General features: G+C 61.7%; 16 protein-coding genes, 1 tRNA gene and 1 pseudogene. 9 read left to right on the top strand and 9 right to left on the bottom strand.

Annotated elements, in window-relative coordinates; genetic code table 11:
• Positions 1 to 125: 125 nt before the first annotated feature.
• Together ACVI9W_RS20555 and ACVI9W_RS20550 are read left to right on the top strand one after the other, a co-directional pair.
• Positions 126 to 1,016, top strand: a complete 891-nt coding sequence (locus tag ACVI9W_RS20555; protein WP_422420968.1) for a sensor histidine kinase — start codon at positions 126 to 128, stop codon at positions 1,014 to 1,016.
• Positions 1,013 to 1,672, top strand: coding sequence for a response regulator (locus ACVI9W_RS20550; RefSeq protein WP_461530996.1), 660 nt, complete (start codon positions 1,013 to 1,015; stop codon positions 1,670 to 1,672). The genes ACVI9W_RS20555 and ACVI9W_RS20550 overlap by 4 nt, the downstream gene beginning before the upstream one ends.
• On the opposite strand, the gene yegS is transcribed toward ACVI9W_RS20550, so the two are convergent.
• On the bottom strand, positions 1,656 to 2,555 hold the full coding sequence (yegS, locus tag ACVI9W_RS20545; protein WP_461530995.1) for a lipid kinase YegS: 900 nt from the start codon (positions 2,553 to 2,555) through the stop codon (positions 1,656 to 1,658). The two genes, ACVI9W_RS20550 and yegS, sit on opposite strands and share 17 nt — an antisense overlap.
• A 277-nt stretch (positions 2,556 to 2,832) precedes the next feature.
• Here yegS and ACVI9W_RS20540 point away from each other — a divergent pair, with 277 nt between their 5' ends.
• Positions 2,833 to 4,287 carry a mannose-1-phosphate guanylyltransferase/mannose-6-phosphate isomerase gene (locus ACVI9W_RS20540; protein WP_461530994.1) on the top strand — a complete coding sequence of 485 codons (1,455 nt, stop codon included), beginning with the start codon at positions 2,833 to 2,835 and terminating at the stop codon, positions 4,285 to 4,287.
• Between the two features lie 65 nt (positions 4,288 to 4,352).
• Positions 4,353 to 5,600: a glycosyltransferase family 4 protein gene (locus ACVI9W_RS20535; protein ID WP_461530993.1), complete on the top strand. Its 1,248-nt coding sequence runs from the start codon at positions 4,353 to 4,355 to the stop codon at positions 5,598 to 5,600.
• On the opposite strand, the gene ACVI9W_RS20530 is transcribed toward ACVI9W_RS20535, so the two are convergent.
• Together ACVI9W_RS20530 and moaB are read right to left on the bottom strand one after the other, a co-directional pair.
• On the bottom strand, positions 5,589 to 6,776 hold the full coding sequence (locus tag ACVI9W_RS20530; protein WP_461531850.1) for a molybdopterin molybdotransferase MoeA: 1,188 nt from the start codon (positions 6,774 to 6,776) through the stop codon (positions 5,589 to 5,591). The two genes, ACVI9W_RS20535 and ACVI9W_RS20530, sit on opposite strands and share 12 nt — an antisense overlap.
• A 22-nt stretch (positions 6,777 to 6,798) precedes the next feature.
• Positions 6,799 to 7,338: a molybdenum cofactor biosynthesis protein B gene (gene moaB, locus ACVI9W_RS20525; RefSeq protein WP_107022870.1), complete on the bottom strand. Its 540-nt coding sequence runs from the start codon at positions 7,336 to 7,338 to the stop codon at positions 6,799 to 6,801.
• A 192-nt stretch (positions 7,339 to 7,530) separates the two neighbouring features.
• Between moaB and ACVI9W_RS20520 the strand changes: the two genes are divergently transcribed.
• The 3 genes from ACVI9W_RS20520 (at position 7,531) to ACVI9W_RS20510 (ending at position 8,391) form a co-directional block, all read left to right on the top strand.
• The gene (locus ACVI9W_RS20520) at positions 7,531 to 7,752 is read left to right on the top strand and encodes a YgdI/YgdR family lipoprotein (RefSeq protein WP_038608856.1); all 222 of its coding nucleotides are present in this window, start codon (positions 7,531 to 7,533) and stop codon (positions 7,750 to 7,752) included.
• A 65-nt stretch (positions 7,753 to 7,817) separates the two neighbouring features.
• Positions 7,818 to 7,894 (top strand) — tRNA-Pro (locus tag ACVI9W_RS20515).
• A gap of 134 nt (positions 7,895 to 8,028) precedes the next feature.
• Positions 8,029 to 8,391 (top strand): glycine zipper domain-containing protein, encoded by a 363-nt coding sequence (locus tag ACVI9W_RS20510; protein WP_157191826.1) that lies wholly within the window; start codon positions 8,029 to 8,031, stop codon positions 8,389 to 8,391.
• Positions 8,392 to 8,508: 117 nt separating this feature from the next.
• On the opposite strand, the gene mqo is transcribed toward ACVI9W_RS20510, so the two are convergent.
• The 4 genes and pseudogenes from mqo to ACVI9W_RS20490 all read right to left on the bottom strand — a co-directional run bounded on the left by mqo (position 8,509) and on the right by ACVI9W_RS20490 (position 14,095).
• Entirely contained in the window at positions 8,509 to 10,107 is a 1,599-nt protein-coding gene (gene mqo, locus ACVI9W_RS20505) for a malate dehydrogenase (quinone) (RefSeq protein WP_461530992.1), read from the bottom strand.
• Between the two features lie 389 nt (positions 10,108 to 10,496).
• Entirely contained in the window at positions 10,497 to 11,210 is a 714-nt protein-coding gene (locus ACVI9W_RS20500; RefSeq protein ID WP_461531849.1) for a methyl-accepting chemotaxis protein, read from the bottom strand.
• A 171-nt stretch (positions 11,211 to 11,381) separates the two neighbouring features.
• Positions 11,382 to 11,540, bottom strand: a pseudogene (locus tag ACVI9W_RS20495) (HAMP domain-containing protein); the annotation flags it as partial.
• A gap of 782 nt (positions 11,541 to 12,322) precedes the next feature.
• Entirely contained in the window at positions 12,323 to 14,095 is a 1,773-nt protein-coding gene (locus ACVI9W_RS20490; protein WP_461530991.1) for an ABC transporter transmembrane domain-containing protein, read from the bottom strand.
• 255 nt (positions 14,096 to 14,350) lie between these two features.
• On the opposite strand from ACVI9W_RS20490, the gene ACVI9W_RS20485 reads away from it, so the two are divergent.
• On the top strand, positions 14,351 to 14,524 hold the full coding sequence (locus ACVI9W_RS20485; RefSeq protein ID WP_191831935.1) for a PA1571 family protein: 174 nt from the start codon (positions 14,351 to 14,353) through the stop codon (positions 14,522 to 14,524).
• A gap of 53 nt (positions 14,525 to 14,577) precedes the next feature.
• On the opposite strand, the gene pdxB is transcribed toward ACVI9W_RS20485, so the two are convergent.
• Entirely contained in the window at positions 14,578 to 15,720 is a 1,143-nt protein-coding gene (gene pdxB, locus ACVI9W_RS20480; protein WP_461530990.1) for a 4-phosphoerythronate dehydrogenase PdxB, read from the bottom strand.
• A 144-nt stretch (positions 15,721 to 15,864) separates the two neighbouring features.
• Between pdxB and ACVI9W_RS20475 the strand changes: the two genes are divergently transcribed.
• The gene (locus ACVI9W_RS20475) at positions 15,865 to 17,271 is read left to right on the top strand and encodes an MATE family efflux transporter (RefSeq protein WP_461530989.1); all 1,407 of its coding nucleotides are present in this window, start codon (positions 15,865 to 15,867) and stop codon (positions 17,269 to 17,271) included.
• Here the strand turns inward: ACVI9W_RS20475 and tusA are convergent.
• Positions 17,268 to 17,510, bottom strand: a complete 243-nt coding sequence (gene tusA, locus ACVI9W_RS20470) for a sulfurtransferase TusA (RefSeq protein ID WP_038608848.1) — start codon at positions 17,508 to 17,510, stop codon at positions 17,268 to 17,270. The genes ACVI9W_RS20475 and tusA overlap by 4 nt on opposite strands.
• Between the last annotated feature and the right edge of the window lie 133 nt (positions 17,511 to 17,643).

Genomic DNA, 17,643 nt, shown 5'->3' with positions numbered 1-17,643 from the left:
GGCGCAGGTATTCATTACTCCGCCCGGCGCCGACATATAAATGATATTGAAGGCAACACGACAACGCCCCTAAGTTTGACCTGTTCCAGGCTTTCTTCAGCGATATTTCAGTGGCTTCATTTTCTATGCTCTCAAGCCTCAATAGATTCAAGCTCTGGCGCCCCGGGGCCGCTCTACTGCGCGGGCTGACCGCGCTCCTGTGCCTGGCCTCGATCATCGCCAACCTGGCGCTGTACTTCTACGCGCTGCCGATGCCGGCCAGTGTGCTGATCCTGCACATCGTCGCGATGCTGAGCATTGGCTGGCATCTGCGCCACTGGGCACGTTCGATTGCCCTGCGCCCGGCAGAACTTGCCGATCGCCTGCTCAAGGTTCAGGAAAGCGAGCGGCAACGCCTGAGCCGGGAGCTCCACGACGATATCGGCCAACTGCTGACAGCCGCCAAACTCCAGGCGGACTGGCTGCAACGCCGTGTTCCAGGCGACCTGCAGGATCACTGCAGCACCCTGCGTAGCACCCTGGACGACACACTGGCCAATGTCCGTGACGTCTCGGCCATTCTCAACCCGCGCCAGCTGTCCAGCCTGGGACTGGAGGCCAGCTTGCGTGCACACTTGCTGCGCACCCTGGAAAACACCAACGTGCACTGGAGCCTTGAGTGCCGCCAGCGTCTGGGCGGAATACCTGAAGACATGGCCATCGCCGCCTTTCGCATCACCCAGGAAGCGGTCACCAACATGCTTCGTCATGCCAGCGCGCATAACCTGGTCGTCTGCATTCAGCGCCAGCCTGAAGGCCTGGCCTTGTCGATCAGCGACGATGGCCTGGGCTTCCTGCCCGCCAGCAATCCTGCAGATGAAGGACAATGCGGCATGGCCGGCATGCTTGAACGCGCTGCACTGCTTGATGGCACACTGTCAGTCAGCAGCCAGCCAGGCAAAGGCACTCGAATCGATGCCCTGTTTCCCTGGCCTCCACGCACCCTTGAACGCGCCAAGACAAATAACGCCCAATGACCTGTAAATTGCTGCTGGTAGATGACCACTCACTGATTCGCGCCGGTGTTCGCGCCCTGGTCTCGGATATTCCTGGTTACACAGTGGTGGGTGAAGGCAATGACGGCAACCAGGTGGCCGAACTCGTACTGCAACTGGATCCGGACATTGTCCTGCTGGACATTTCGATGCGCACGACCAACGGCCTGGACGCTCTCACCCAGCTACGCGCCAGCGGCTGTCGCAGCAAAGTACTGATCCTGTCCATGCACACCGATCCCGAACTGATCATGCAGGCCCTGGAAAGCGGCGCCCATGGCTACCTGCTCAAGGACACCACCGCCACCGAACTGGAGCAGGCCCTGGCTGCACTGCGCAACGGCGAGCGCTACCTGAGCCCGGCAATCGCCCACACGGTGATCAATCAGGCCCTGCTGCGGACCCAGAGCGTCAAGGCTCCGGCCTCGGACAAGCACAACCTGACGGCACGCCAACTGGAAATCCTGCGTTTGATCGTGCGCGGCAAATCCACCCGTGAAATTGCCAACGGCCTGGGCTTGAGCATCAAGACCGTGGAGACTCATCGCTCACAAATCATGAAACGCCTGCAGATCTACGACGTTGCCGGCCTGGTACTGTTTGCCGTCCGCGAGCAGATCATCAGCCTCGACGACTGAGCAGCGGCGAGTCAGCCGGCAGGTGCACCCGCAAGGCGCCTGCCAGTACCTCAAAACGCAGGCTATCGCTTTGCAATGGCTCGCCATCGAGATTGATATCCAGACCTTGCGCGCTCTTGATTTCGACCCAGGGCAGACGCGCTCGCACAAACATGTTCTCCAGGCCCAGGCCATCACTGAGCAAGCTGCGCAAGGTACCCACCACTTCCTGAGGGGCCGGCAAAATGCTGATATCCAGCAGCCCGTCATCGACTTGCGCCTGCGGGCACAGAACATGCCCACCACCAGCCTGCCGGCCGTTGCCGATTCCCAGCGCCAGCAAATCACCGCGCCAGTGGAAATCCGGCCCATGCAGATCCACCGTGGCCGCACTGAGTTCACTGAAACGCGACAGGCCAGTGAACAGATACGCCGCTGCGCCCAGCACTTTCTTCAGGTCTTCGGAGGTGTTGGCGGTGACCTGGCTGCCAAATCCGCCCGTGGCCATATTGAGAAACACCTGTTCACCCACGCGCCCTAAATCAATGCTCTGGGCAGGTGTATCCAGTAGCGCAAGCGCCTGTTCAGGCTCCAGCGGCACACCCGCAGCCCGGGCAAAATCATTGGCTGTCCCCAATGGCACGAGCACCAGGCTTGCCTGGGAAGCGATCCGGGCCATGGCCTCGGCGACATCACGCAAGGTACCGTCTCCACCGCCGGCTGCCACATGCTGGTAACCGCCCGCCTGGGCTTCACTGACCAGCCGCGCAGCATCACCGGCCTCCCAGGTCAGGCGAACGTCAAGCTGCCAGCCACGGTCGCGCAGCGCACCAACGGCGGCACGTACCTGCTCGTTCATGGCCTGCTTGCCATGCAGGATGAATAAGATTCTGTGCTGCGTCATGGTGCCTCCCCCGCGAATTGAAACCCGAGCATCTCGACCACAGGACAGGGGCTTTTGCTGCACAGCCAGTGGCCGATCAAAAAACAAATTTGCCGAGCATTCACACAAATATTATTGAAAGCAGGAACGCCCGGGTGCATCATTCGACAAATATTTGGCCATCAAGGAGGACGCCGATGAAAAAAGTCATTTTATTGACTTCTTGCGCGAGCGCTTGCCAGGTCCCGGTTATCCTTTACTGCACTGTAGTCTCAGTGCCCTGACTCAAGGCTGTGAAATGAGCGTTCTGATCCCCTGCATCATCGCCGGCGGCGCCGGCACTCGCCTTTGGCCGGTTTCTCGCGAAACCATGCCGAAACCGTTCATGCGTCTGCCCGATGGCCAGAGCCTGCTGCAAAAGACCTTTTCCCGCGCCAGCGCACTGCCAGATGTCGAGCGGATACTGACGGTGACCAACCGGGAGGTGTATTTCCGCACACAGGATGAGTACCGCCAGTTGAACCCGGCCGGCATCGCCCTGGACTTCATCCTCGAACCCTTTGGCCGCAATACTGCACCAGCCATCGCCGCCGCCGCCCTGCACTGTGCCAATCTGTATGGCGAAAGCGCCTTGCTGCTGGTCCTGCCTGCCGATCACCTGATCAGCGACCTGCCAGCCTTCGAACAAGCGGTCACGCAAGCCCGTACTCTGGCGCAACAAGGTTGGCTGACCACCTTCGGCCTGGTGCCCGGCCACGCCGAAACCGGCTTTGGCTACATCGAGAAAGGCCAGGCGTTGGACGCGCAAGGTTACAAAGTGGAGCGATTTGTCGAAAAACCCGACGCCGCCACTGCCCAGCACTATCTGGAGGGTGGCCAGCACCTGTGGAATGCAGGCATGTTCTGCATGCGCGTCGATGCAATCCTCGCAGAACTGGACCGCCATGTTCCGGACCTGCTCGCCAGCGTCCACCATTGCCTGCAGCACAGCCCGAGCAAACAGGGTAAAGGTGAACTGCAGCTGGAACTCGACCCCCAGACCTTCGAAAAGGTGCCGGACATCTCCATTGATTACGCGGTCATGGAAGCCTCCAACCAGGTGGCCGTGCTACCCGCCGACCTGGGCTGGAGCGACATCGGCTGCTGGCAGGCGGTGCGTGACCTCAGCGAAGCCGACCAGAATGGCAACCAGTGCAATGGCGAGACTGTCCTGCATGACGTCTCCAATTGCTACATCGACTCGCCACGCCGCCTGGTCGGCGCCGTGGGCCTCGACAACCTGATCATCATCGATACCCCCGATGCCCTGCTGATCGCCGACGCCGCGCGCAGCCAGGAGGTCAAGGTGATCGCCCAAAAGCTCAAGCACCAGGGACATGACGCCTATCGCCTGCACCGCACGGTGAACCGCCCGTGGGGCATGTACACGGTGCTTGAGGAAGGTCCACGCTTCAAGATCAAGCGCATCGTGGTTCGCCCTCAAGCATCGCTCTCACTGCAGATGCACCACCATCGCAGTGAACACTGGATCGTCGTCAACGGCATGGCCTGCGTGACCAACGGTGAGGACGAGTTTCTGCTCGACACCAACGAATCGACCTTCATCAAACCGGGGCGGGTACATCGCCTGACCAACCCTGGTGTGATCGACCTGGTCATGATCGAAGTACAAAGTGGCGAATATATGGGCGAAGACGACATCGTGCGCTTTACTGATATCTATGGACGCGCCCCGGAATCAGCCAACAGCTGACACCCCCAGGCGCGTCCATTCATATCGGCATGCCGTTACCCGCCTGGTGATAGAGGAAAGGGGTCATGCGCGTACTCTGGACACTGCCTTATCTGCCCTGGCCAACCACCAGCGGCGGCAAAACCCGGCAATACCACCTGCTGCGCAGCCTGGCGCAGCGTGGCCACCAGATCACCTTGCTGGTGCAGTCGAAAATCCCGCCCAACGAGGCGGCACGCCAGGCGCTCGAGCCCCTGCTCGAACGCCTGATCGTGTTACCCAGGCGCCCGCTGCACAGCCCACTGAACCTGCTGGCTGCGGTCTATGCCGGCTATCCCATGCGAGCCAGTGTCAACGGCCTGGCTCCGCACCTGCGCCATCGCTTCGAGCAGCTGCTGGAAGAGCGCTGGGATGTCATCCAGATCGAGCACAGCTATAGTTTCCAGCCGTTCGAAAAGGCCCTGCAGGCGCGAAGCCTGCCCTTCCTGCTCAGTGAACACACGATCGAATCGGTGTCCGGCGCCGCCTGCCACGACCGCCTGCCGCTGTGGCTGCGACCGTTCAACGCCTTCGACCGCTGGCGCTACCGGCGCTGGGAAAATCGGGTACTGAGCCAGGCCCACGAGGTGGTGGCGGTCAGTCCCAAGGATGTCGAACACATCAGCCGCCTGACCGGTAATCCCGCTTCACTGGTGATCAATGGCGTCGATTGCGCGCACTATCAGGACATCCAGCCGTCACTGCACAGCCAGCGTCTGTTGTTTGTCGGCAATTTTGAGTACAACGCCAGCCTCGAAGCCATCGAGTGGGCACTCGAGGATATCCTTCCGCAGGTCTGGCAAAGCAACCCGGCGGTGCGCCTGGCCGTCGTCGGACATGCCTTGCCGGACAGCTGGAAATCGCGCTGGAGCGACCCGCGAATCGAATGGGTCGGCTACCTGCCCGACTTGCGTGAACTGCAACGTCATTCGGCAATTTTCTTCGCCCCGCTACGCTATGCCGGCGGTTCGAAAATCAAGGTGCTCGAAGCCATGGCCGCCGGCTTGCCGGTGGTCACCACCGCCAAGGGCGTATGCGGGCTGCAGGTGACCCAGGGCGAACACTACCTGGGCAGTGACGATGGTGATCAACTGGCCTTGCTCATCACCCAATTGCTCAATCAGCCCTGGCGCATGCGTCAGTTATCGGAGGCCGCGCGGCAGTTCGTGCATGAGCGCCACGACTGGAGCATTGCTGCAGCCCAGCTGGAAAGCGTGCACGCGCGCCTGAGCCAGCGCGCGCCCACACTGGGCAATCTGAGCGACAACAGTTTGCTCAGTCGCTCAGCCGAGTAGCTCACTCAAGGGAATGAACTGCACGGTATCGCCTTTGCCAGGTGTAGTGCCCTCACGGACCTCCACCAGGCCCTCGGCCCAGGCAGCGCTGCGCAGCACGCCGGAGCTCTGGTTCTTGTAGATCTGCGCACACCCTTGGTCCAGCCGTGCGCGCAGGTACTCCCGACGATTGCCGGCTTTGGGCCAGTCAAAACCGGCCGGTACCGGGAACTGCAGAGGGGTCACCTCCTGCACACCCTGGCGGCGCAGCAGATACGGGCGGGTCAGCAGACCGAAAGTCACCAGCGTCGACGCCGGATTGCCGGGCAAACCGATCACCGGCACGCCTTTGTAGTGACCGAAGGTCAAGGGCTTGCCGGGCTTGATTGCCAGCTTCCAGAGTGCCAGTTCGCCCGCTTCGCGCAAGGCCAGGCCCAGGTAATCGGCCTCACCCACGGAAACACCACCGGTCGAGAGGATCAAATCGACCTGACCCAGCCCCGCCAGGCAATCACGGGTTTTTTCCAGGTCGTCGGCAAGAATCCCCGCATCGATCACCTCGCAACCCAGGCGTTGCAACCAGCTGACCAGCAAGCGCCGATTGCTGTTGTAAATCTGCCCTGGCCCCAGCGGCAAGCCCGGCTCTACCAGCTCGTCGCCCGTGGACAACACGGCAACCTTAACCCTGCGCACCACCGTAAGCGTGGCGCAACCCAGCGTTGCCGCCAGCCCCAACTCGATCGGCCCCAGCCGTGTACCCGCCGCCAGCACCGACTCGCCAACACGGGTTTCCTGACCTTGCGGGCGCACATTCTGGCCAGCACGCAGCGGCTCGTTGAAACGCACCCGCTGGTCTTGCAGAACCTCGGCGTTCTCCTGCATCTCGACACAATCAGCACCCAACGGCAACGGCGCGCCGGTGAAAATCCGTGCACAGGTGCCCGGCTGCAGCGGCTCAGGAGCGTGACCGGCGAAAATGCGCTGGCTGACCGGCAACGCCTCACCCTGCCAGTCAGCCAGGCGCAAGGCATAACCGTCCATGGCACTGTTGGGCCAAGGCGGCAGATCCAGGCTGGCGATCAGCGCCTCGGCCAGCACCCGCCCCTCGGCTTGCGCCAAGGCAACCTGCTCGGTTTCGACGATGGGTGCGGACTCAGCCAGTGCCAGCAAACGTGCCAGCGCATCTTCAACCGGCATCAACGGCTTGTTCACAGGCACCTCAACCACGGCTGGCGCAGGGCTCGGCCTGCTTGAGGTGAGTAACGAAATTGCACGGGCGATGGCGGGCATCGAGCTGCTCGGCAAGGATGCCATCCCAGCCGGTGCGCACCGCATTGGTCGAGCCGGGCAGACAGCAGACCAGGGTACCGTTGGCCAACCCGGCCAGGGCACGCGACTGAACCGTCGAAGTACCGATGTCCGCCAAAGAGATGTGGCGGAACAACTCACCGAAGCCATCGACCTGTTTATCCAGCAGGCAGGCAACTGCCTCTGGAGTACTGTCACGACCGGTGAAGCCGGTGCCACCGGTGATCAACACCACCTGCACCTGCTCATCGGCAATCCAGGTGGCGACCTGGGCGCGAATCTTGTACAGATCGTCCTTGAGCAGTACCCGTGCAGCGAGGCCGTGACCGGCCTCGGTCAGGCGATCGACAAACACCTGGCCAGAGGTGTCGGTTTCCAGGGTACGGGTATCGCTGACCGTCAACACCGCGATGTTCAGCGGCACGAAAGGTACATCTGCCTTGGCTTTCATGGGACCTTGATCCATTGAGGGAGTATGGGCGGTGTTATATCACAGCCCTGCCCGGCTCGCGCCCATGGTCCTGCCCGGGCGTGCTGCCGATCAATAGTGCTGCGCGCTAGCTATGCTGCAATGGACAAGGAACTTGCGCCGTCGCCATGCGTCTCAAGGACATTACGCACCACCCTCTACTGGAGAAACATGATGATTCAACGGACCCTCCCCGCCTTCCTGCTCGCTCTGGGCCTGGGCACTCTGGCTGGTTGCTCCTCGCCAACTGTCATCACTTTGAACGACGGTCGCGAAATCCAGGCGGTCGACACGCCGCAATATGACGATGAATCGGGCTTCTACGAATTTGAACAGCTCGATGGCAAACGTACACGCATCAACAAAGATCAGGTGCGTACCGTCAAGGACCTCTGATGCTTGCGACAGCCCCCTCTCAGGGGGCTTGTCGAGGAGAAAATTTTGAGTAATATTTTCTCCATCGGAGTGTAGCGCAGCCAGGTAGCGCGTCTCGTTCGGGACGAGAAGGCCGCAGGTTCGAATCCTGTCTCTCCGACCAGATCACTCGACAAAAAGCCCGCTCTCATGCGGGCTTTTTCGTACCTGCATTACGACGAATTGCACTGGCCAGCATTGCACCGCGATGGTGAGGCCAGCAAAATGCGCGCCTTTCGAACTCAGAGGTTGAAACACATGCGTAAGACTCTTGCCGCCCTGACACTGGGCCTGCTGTGTGCGCAAGGCGCCGTGGCCGGCGATGGCCAGACTGCCCTGGGCGGCGGCCTGGGTGGTGTACTGGGTAATGTGGTCGGGAAACAGCTCGGCGGCAGCACCGGCGCTGCGATTGGTGCCGGCGTCGGTGGCGCGGCAGGTGGTGCCATGGCCGCGAAGAAGGGCAACAAGACCGAGGCGGCCATTGGTGGCGGTCTGGGTTCGGCTGGCGGTTCGCTGATCGGTGGCAAGCTCGGTGGCAGCACCGGCTCGGCGATCGGTGCCGGCCTGGGTGGCGCGGCCGGTGGCGCACTGGGTAACAAATATGCCGACAAGCATCGCTGATTCAGCGCTGATCGCGGGGCAAGCCCGCTCCCACAGGCTGAACTGCATCTGTGAGGCTTGTCCCACGAACAAAATAGCCCCCTGAACAGGGGGCTATTTTTATTACCGATTCAACCTTTACAGTGCAGGCTCAGCCTGTACTGCAGCAGTCTCTTCCGGCAGCACCGGAACATACAGCAGACCCAGGCGCGAGCTGCTCCATTCACGGGTCTTGTTGGTCAGCTCAAGGTTGTTGTTGAGCTTCTGACCATAAGTCGGAACGATTTCCTTCAGCTTGGCCTGCCACTCAGGGGTCTTGATGCGATCCTTGTAGGTCTTCTCCAGCACGCTGAGCATGATCGGCGCGGCGGTCGAAGCACCTGGCGATGCACCCAGCAACGCAGCGATAGTGCCGTCCTGGGCAGCCACGACTTCGGTACCAAACTGCAGCACACCACCGTGGACCGGATCCTTCTTGATCACCTGAACGCGTTGACCGGCCTGCAGCAGTTTCCAGTCTTCGTTCTTGGCGTTCGGGAAGTACTCACGCAGCGCTTGCATACGATCGTCGAAGCTGAGCATCAGTTGACCCATCAGGTAGGTGCTCAGGTCGATGTTGTCGATACCGGCGTGGGTCATCGGCATGATGTTGTGGGTGGTCAGTGCCGCGAACATGTCCAGCAGTGAACCGTTCTTGAGGAACTTGGTCGAGAAGGTCGCGAACGGGCCGAACAGCAGGACTTCCTTGCCGTCGATCACACGGGTGTCCAGGTGCGGAACGGACATTGGCGGTGCACCGACCGAAGCCTTGCCGTACAGCTTGGCCTTGTGGCGGGCAACGATGTCCTGGTTGTCAGTCATCAGGAACTGACCGCCGACCGGGAAGCCTGCATAGCCTTCGGCTTCAGGAATACCGGACTTCTGCAGCAGCTTCAGGGCGCCACCACCGGCACCGATGAAGACGAACTTGGCCTTCACGCTACGCTCGACGCCTTTGTTGGCCAGGTCGGCAACGACCACGGTCCAGGTATTGTCAGCGTTGCGCACGATGTCACGCACTTCGTGCTGCACATGCAGCTTGACGTTGTCGTGCTTGGTCAGCGAGGCGATCATCTGACGAGTGATCTCGCCGAAGTTGACGTCGGTACCGATCGACATGCGGGTCGCGGCGATCTTCTGGTCGGCGGCACGGCCTTCCATCACGATCGGCACCCATTTCTGGATCTGCGCGTGGTCTTCGGAGTATTCCATGCCGCGGAACAGCGAGCTGTGCTGCAGGGCTTCATGACGCTTCTTGAGGAACTCGACGTTCTTGTCGCCCCAGACAAAGCTCATGTGCGGCACGTTGTTGATGAACGATTTCGGATTGCTCAGCACGTTCTGCTCGACCTGGTAGGCCCAGAACTGCTTGGAGATCTCGAACTGCTCGTTGACCCCGACCGCCTTGCTGATGTCGATCTTGCCGTCGGCGCCTTCGCTGGTGTAGTTCAGTTCGCAGAAGGCGGAGTGGCCGGTACCGGCGTTGTTCCAGGCGTTGGAGCTTTCTTCGGCGACCTTGTCCAGGCGCTCGTAGATATCGATCGACCAGGTCGGTTCCAGCTCATTGAGGTAAGTCCCGAGACTTGCACTCATGATGCCGCCGCCGATCAGCAGTACATCTACGCTTTTCTCTGGCTCGCTGGGCTTGGAGCAACCGATGACACTCAGGCATAGGAGCGTCAGCAGGATTTTTTTCATAGTTCAATCCAATTGAGGTGAAGTAATTGGCAATGACCGCTCATCCCGTTGTGCACGCCCGGATTCTTGTTGTTGCTCGCGCAGACCAAAGCTTAGCGGGGCTCGGCGTTCAGGCAAGCAGCCTGGACGCGCGGGCGATGGTTGGCAGCTGGGGTTGTTCGATGGATCGGGAACGGTCGTCACCCTGACGATGGGCATTGAAGCCTGACGCCGGGTGCTTGCATGGCCTAGGCCTGACCGCCTTTAAGCACGAAACAGGCCAACTTTTGCAAGACCAACGGCTAATAGCTAGGACGAGTCGTCGCACCCCATCTTTAACGGTTTTTCTGGCGACAATCCGCCACATCGCCGCCCCTGCTGTGCGAAATGTGGCGGATTTCCCCCTTTTTTCAGGCGCTTAGCCGCGCGGTGACCTCGCCGAGCTGCCCCGACAGACCATGCAGGCGATGCCCGGCCTGCTCGGTATGTTGCACCGCTTGCTGATTGGCGGTGGCGATGCGGGTGATTTCCACCAGGTTGCGCGAGATGTCTTCAGCCACGCTGGTCTGCTCTTCGGCGGCCGTGGCGATCTGGCGGTTCATGTCGCGGATCGCCTCGACGGCCAGGGTGATGCGCTGCAGCATCTGGCCGGCACGCTGGACCTGTTCGGCGCCCTCCTCACTGCGCTGCTGACCGCTTTCAATGGCCTTGACCGCCTCCAGGGCGCCGGACTGTACGGCACTGATGATCTGGTTGATCTCGGCAATCGAGGCAGCTGTGCGCTGCGCCAGGCTGCGCACCTCATCGGCGACCACGGCAAAGCCGCGACCGGCCTCCCCCGCCCGCGCCGCTTCGATAGCAGCATTGAGTGCCAGCAGGTTGGTCTGCTCGGCAATCCCGCGAATCACCTCCAGCACCTTGCCGATCCTGGCACTGTCAGCCTCCAGGTGGCGAATCACCGCCGCCGTACCGGCAATCTCCTGATTGACCGTGGCAATCGTGTCGATGGTGGCCTGCATTACCTGCTCACCTGCCTGGGCACTGTGATCAGCGTCATCGGCCGCACGCGCGGCTTCAGCGGCATGGCGCGCCACTTCCTGAGCGGTGGCGGACATTTCGTGCATGGCCGTGGCCACCTGGTCAGTACGCTGGAACTGGTCATCGGTGCCACGCGCCATACCACCGGCAATGCTGCGCAATTCGCCACTGGCCGTTTCCAGCTCACCGGCGTTGTTCTGCAGGCGGGTAAACGTATCGGCGAGGAAGTCGCGCAAGGTATTGGCGGCCACGGCCAGACGCCCCAGCTCATCCTGACGGTCACTGGCCACCCGCGCCTCGAAACGCCCCTGACTCAGCTGTGCGACATACTCGATCAGGCCGCGGATCGGTTCGATCAGGCTACGGTTGACCAGCCAAAGGCTGAACAGGCCGACCAGCACTGCCGAGCCGAACATCACCAGCAGCCCCAGCCACACGGTGCGCTCTGCCGACTGGCTGATGGTCTGGGCGCGCGCCTGGGCATCGCTGCGCAGCTGGCTGACCAGTTCGCTCATCTGCTCACTGGTCGCACGATCCACGCCCTTGACCGCCTGGTCGCCGGCGGTCGGGTCAGCCCCTGCGGCAAGGAACGCCTGACGCCCTTGCGCATACGCCTGGCCCAACTGGCGATGGCTTTCCTTGAGCTGCTCGGCGCGGGCCTTGAGCGTAGCGTCGCTGCTCTGGATCAACTGGTCGAGAATGCCCTGCACCTGCTGCTCACGGGCCAGGAATTGCTGCCAGTACTTATCCAGATCGGCTGGCTGTTTGCCGCGCAACAGCACGTTCTTCCACTCCTGGACTTGAACCTTGAACTGCAGATTGGCCTCGTCAATCAATTGCGAAGCCTGCAATGGCCCGTCGATCAATTGCCCATAACCGCGCACGCTGGACGACAGCAATTGAAAGCAGACCAGAGCGATCATCAGTATCGCCAACAGGCTGCCAGCAAGTAGCGCGAGGATTTGCACTCTGAGAGATTTACGCAACATCGGAAGGAATCTCGGAACAAGGAGGAAGGAAACGACGCTGGATTGCATCGACCAGGCAAAGACGTCCTTGTCCTCGTTCACTGGCAACCGGCGCAGGCGAAAAAAAAGCTGCCATCGTTCGATAGCAGCCTGATTCGAGCATTACGCAACAGCTGGAGCAGATAGTCTCAGGCGATTGCTACAGAAATGTGACAGCCCGCGGAACGCTGTCACATTTCCGTCACGACGTTGAACTGCAGGGCCGCCAGGCGCGCATACAACGGGCTTTGCGCGATCAATTGGCGGTGCGTGCCGATGGCGACCAGGCGGCCCTGATCGATCACCGCGATGCGATCGGCATGCTGCACCGTGGCCAGACGGTGAGCGATCACCAGGGTGGTGCGCCCGCTCATCAAGGTCGGTAGCGCCTGCTGGATCAGGTGCTCGCTCTGGGCATCGAGGGCGCTGGTGGCCTCGTCCAGCAGCAGGATCGGCGCATCCACCAGCAAGGCCCTGGCAATGGCCAGGCGTTGACGCTGACCGCCCGACAAACCCAGGCCGGCATCGCCCAGGTGGGTCTGATAGCCCTCGGGCAGTTGCAGGATGAAATCATGGGCATGGGCACTGCGCGCGGCCGCCTCAACCTGCGCTGCGCTGGCATCGGCCCGGCCGTATCGAATGTTCTCCTCGACGGTGCCGAAGAACAGTGCCGGATTCTGTGCGACCAGGGCGAAGTGTCGGCGCAGGTCCTGCGGGTCGAGTCGCTTCAGGTCCTGGTCGTCCAGGCGTATTTGCCCTTGTTGGGGGTCATAGAAGCGCAACAGCAGGTCAAACAAGGTCGATTTACCCGCCCCCGAAGGCCCGACCAGCGCCAGCGTCTCCCCAGGCTCGACAATCAGGCTCAAACCATCGATTGCCGCAGGCTCAGGGCGCGACGGGTAGGCAAAGCGGACATCGCGAAGTTCAAGCCGCCCACTGACCCGCGGTGCCGAGCGCTCCAGCCCCTGTGCCGGTGCGCTGATTTCGCTGCGTGCGGCCAACAGCTCGGCAATCCGCTCCGCTGCCCCGGCGGCGCGTTGCAGTTCGCCAATCACTTCACTGAGGGTGCCAAAGGCACTGCCGACGATCAGGCTATAGAACACGAAGGCTGCCAGTTCGCCTGCGGAAATGCGCCCGGCAATCACATCCATGCCACCGACCCAGAGCATCACGCCCACGGCCCCGAGCACCAGCACGATCACCAGGGTGATCAGCCAGGCGCGCTGCAGGATGCGCTTGCGCGCGACCGCAAAGGCCGCCTCGACCGTGTGGCCGAAACGTTGCTGATCGCTGGGCTGGTGGTTGTAGGCCTGTACCGTCTTGATCTGCCCGAGGGTCTCGGCCACATAGCTGCCGACGTCGGCCACCCGGTCCTGGCTCTGGCGCGACAGGCTGCGTACCCGTCGCCCGAAAATCAGGATCGGCGCCAGCACCAGCGGTAACGCCAGCACCACGATACTGGTGAGCTTGGGGTTGGTGACGAACAACAGCACGATACCGCCGAGCACCATCAGCGCATTGCGCAGGAACATCGACAACGATGAGCCGATCACCGACTGCAGCAAGGTAGTGTCGGCGGTAAGCCGCGACTGGATCTCTGAACTGCGATTGCTCTCGAAAAAACCAGGGTGGAGGTAAATCAGATGATCAAACACCTGCTGGCGGATATCGGCCACACAGCGTTCGCCGATCCACGACACCAGGTAAAAGCGGCTGAATGTGCCAATGGCCAAGGCCAGCACCAGCATCAGGAAAAAGCCGATGGACTGATTGAGTAGCTGCGGCGAACGGGTCATGAAGCCCTGATCGACCAACAGGCGGATACCCTGGCCCAAGGACAAGGTGATGCCGGCAGTAACGACCAGGGCGAGCAAGGCCAGCAGGACCTGTTTGCGATACGGGCGAATGAAACGCCAGCCCAGACGCATTGCCTGACGTTGGCGAGGGGAAAAGCGATTGAGCATGTAGGGACCAGAAATCAGCGATTTTACCCAGCGTACACCTGACCGCTCGTCCTGCGCCAAGGAACGCCGGGGAAATAACCGCTGTTTAGGTTAGTCCTGCTGACCACTAGACCGTTTCGTTCTAACGCAGCACTGGAGGTTTACTCGGCTTTCTGGTCGACTGGAAGGGTCGTACAGTGATAACCGAAGGAGCTGTCATAGCTCGGTCACTAGGCGATTCTAGTCTGAGCTTGCAACCTGATGAGGAGACAGGAAATGAGTTTGCAACAAGGCAACACCCAGCCCAAAACCGCGCCGAACCCGCAGACACCTGTCGGCGGCTCGATCATCGGCCCGGATGGCAAAGAGATCACCATCACCGAAGCGATGGTCCAGGAGGCCTGCCAAAAGCTGGAGCAAAGCCGCAAAGATCCCGCCAAGAAAGACTGAACCAGACGAATTCTTCAACCCGGCGCATGCGCCGGGTTTTTATTGCCTGTGTTTTACAGCAACACGCCACCCAGGGCCCGGACCATCTGTGCCAGGTCTGGTGCGTCCCCGTGCAGGCGCACCATTAATCCCTCAATCTCGCGACGTGGCGGATAGTGCTTGCGCAAGGCATCAAACGCGGCTTTCTGCTCAAGCGCATCAGTGCTGAGGCTGCGGCGGAAGTCGGCGTCATCCCGGCGCGGGTCATACACCGCACGGCACAGGGTAGCCAAGGCCCAGGCCGGGTCGGTTTCAGCCTGCAGGCCGATTTCGGCCAGCCAGGGCTGGGGCAACAGATCCTCCAGCAGCACCGACGCAGGCTCACCGCGCCAGGCACAGAAGGCCTGATAGATCTGTGCAGTGCCACGCTGTTTGCCATCCAGGCTGTAGCCAGCGATATGCGGGGTGGCCAGCACGCAGAGGTCGGCCAGCTCGAGGTCGACCTGCGGCTCACCCTCCCAGACATCCAGCACTGCCAGCACGTCTTCACGCGCCAGCAGCAGTTCGCGCAGTGCAGTGTTGTCGATCACCGGTCCCCGGCTGGCGTTGATCAGCCAGGTCCCCGGACGCAGCGCCGCCAGGTGCTCGCTGTCGAGCAAGTGCCAGGTGGCGTGTTCGCCCTGGCGGGTCAGCGGGGTATGCAGACTGATCACATCGCACTCGGCGAGAACCGTTTCCAGACTGACATAATCGCCGCCTTCCCGGGCCTGGCGCGGCGGATCACACACCAGCACCTTCCAGCCCAGCCCGCGCAACACCTCAACCAGACGCCCGCCCACTTCACCTGCGCCAACCACACCATAGGTACGGCCAGGCAGGTCGGCGCCATCGAGTTCGGCCAGGGTCAGCAAGCTGCCCAGCACATAGTCGACCACCCCACGGGCATTGCAGCCCGGCGCACTGGACCACTGGATACCGGCCTGGGCGAAATAATCCAGCGCCAGGTGATCGGTGCCAATGGTGCAGGTACCGACGAAACGCACCTTGCTGCCCTCAAGCAACGCCTGGTCGACACGGGTCACCGAGCGCACCAGAAGGACGTCGGCGTCCTTCACGCAGGCGGCGTCAATGGCGCGCCCTGGATAGCGGCGGATTTCGCCAAAACCTGCAAAGAAGGCATCGAGCAGCGGAATATTCTCGTCGGCAACTATCAGCATGGCGCTCTCCTATCGGGGGTGCGCAGTGTAGGCCCATGCAGGGGCGCTAATCCAGCCGCAGACAAAAGCGCCGGATGGATTTCCTGACCAATGCGTCAAAGCGTAGACTAGTCGGCTTTGTGCACCTTTCTGGACACCTGTCTTGTGACACCTCAGACCTGCAACACCCTTTCCCCTCCCCTGTCCCGCCCCGCGCGCGTACGCGCCGAACTGCGCAGCCTGTTGCTGCTGGCCACACCGATCATCATTGCCCAGCTGGCCACCACCGCCATGGGTTTCGTCGATGCGGTCATGGCCGGCCGGGTCAGCCCGCGCGACCTGGCGGCGGTGGCTTTGGGCAACTCGATCTGGATTCCGGTGTTCCTGCTGATGACCGGCATCCTGCTGGCCACCACCCCAAAGGTGGCGCAACGCTTTGGCGCCGGTCAGCACGGCGAAATCGGGCCATTGGTGCGCCAGGCCTTGTGGCTGGCAGTCGCGGTCAGTCTGATCGCCAGTGGCTTGTTGATCAGCGCCGAACCGATCCTGCAGGTGATGAAGGTCGATCCGCAACTGGTCGAGCCGAGCATGGGCTACCTGCAAGGTATTGCCTTCGGCTTCCCCGGCATTGCCCTCTACTATGTGCTGCGCTGCTACAGCGACGGCCTCGGCCGCACCCGTCCGAGCATGGTCATTGGCTGCCTGGGCCTGCTGCTGAACATCCCGCTGAACTACATCCTGATCTACGGGCACTTCGGCCTGCCCGCCCTGGGCGGCGTTGGCTGCGGCTGGGCCAGCGGTATCGTCATGTGGTTCATGGCCATCAGCATGGCCGCCTGGACCCGCTGGGCCCCGGCCTACCAGAGCAGCCGGGTGCTGGTACGTTTTGAGCGCCCGCAATGGCCGGTCATCAAGCGCCTGATGGGCGTTGGCCTGCCAATCGGCATCGCGGTGTTCGCCGAGTCGAGCATCTTCGCGGTGATCGCCCTGCTGATCGGTAGCCTCGGCCCGACCGTGGTGGCCGGCCACCAGATCGCCCTGAACATCAGTTCGCTGCTGTTCATGATTCCGTATTCACTGGGAATGGCGGTGACGGTACGTGTGGGCCAGGCAATCGGTGCCGGCGAACCGCGCCAGGCACGCTTTGCCGCGCTGGTGGGACTGGCCGCGGCCCTGGTGTTCGCCTGTTTCTCGGCGAGCCTGATCCTGTTGATGCGCGAGGCGATCGCCTCGATCTACACCCCGGACACGGCGGTTATCCAGATTGCCGCGATGCTGATCGTGTATGCCGCGCTCTACCAGTTCTCCGACGCCATCCAGGTGATCGCGGCGGGTGCCCTGCGCGGCTACCAGGACACCCGGGTAACCATGATCCTGACCCTGTTCGCCTACTGGGGCATCGGTCTGCCGGTGGGTTACGTACTCGGCCTGACCGACTACTTCGGCCCCGCCAGTGGCCCCAACGGCTTGTGGGAAGGCCTGATCGCCGGCTTGACCTGCGCGGCCTTGATGCTGTCGATTCGCCTGGCGCGCAGCAGTGGCAAGCACATTCGCCGGGCGCAGCGCGCTTAGTCGAGCTTCTTGCGGATCCAGTACAGGTAGGTGCCGGCATCTTCCTGTTGCTGGACCAGTTCATGGCCGAGGAACACGCAGAACTTGGGGATATCGCGACGGGTCGATGGATCGGTGGCGATAACCTTGAGCAGGCCACCGGCAGCCAGGTCGCGCACGTGCTGGTGCAACATCATCACCGGCTCCGGGCAGTTGAGGCCGGTGGCGTCGAGGATGGCGTCTGGGGTGAAATCAGTCATGTAGAACTCCGGAAACAATCAGCTATTGTCGCTCCCTCACCGTTGTGCGGGCAATAATCAAAGGCCGTAGTAGCGGATTTATCCGCGATGGGAGCAGCCGATAAATGGGACTGCTGCGCAGTCCATCGCGGCG

The organism is Pseudomonas sp. 210_17 TE3656 (assembly GCF_054821965.1).
The sequence above is the reverse complement of the archived record's forward strand: the minus strand, read 5'-3'. Positions and strand labels throughout refer to the sequence as shown.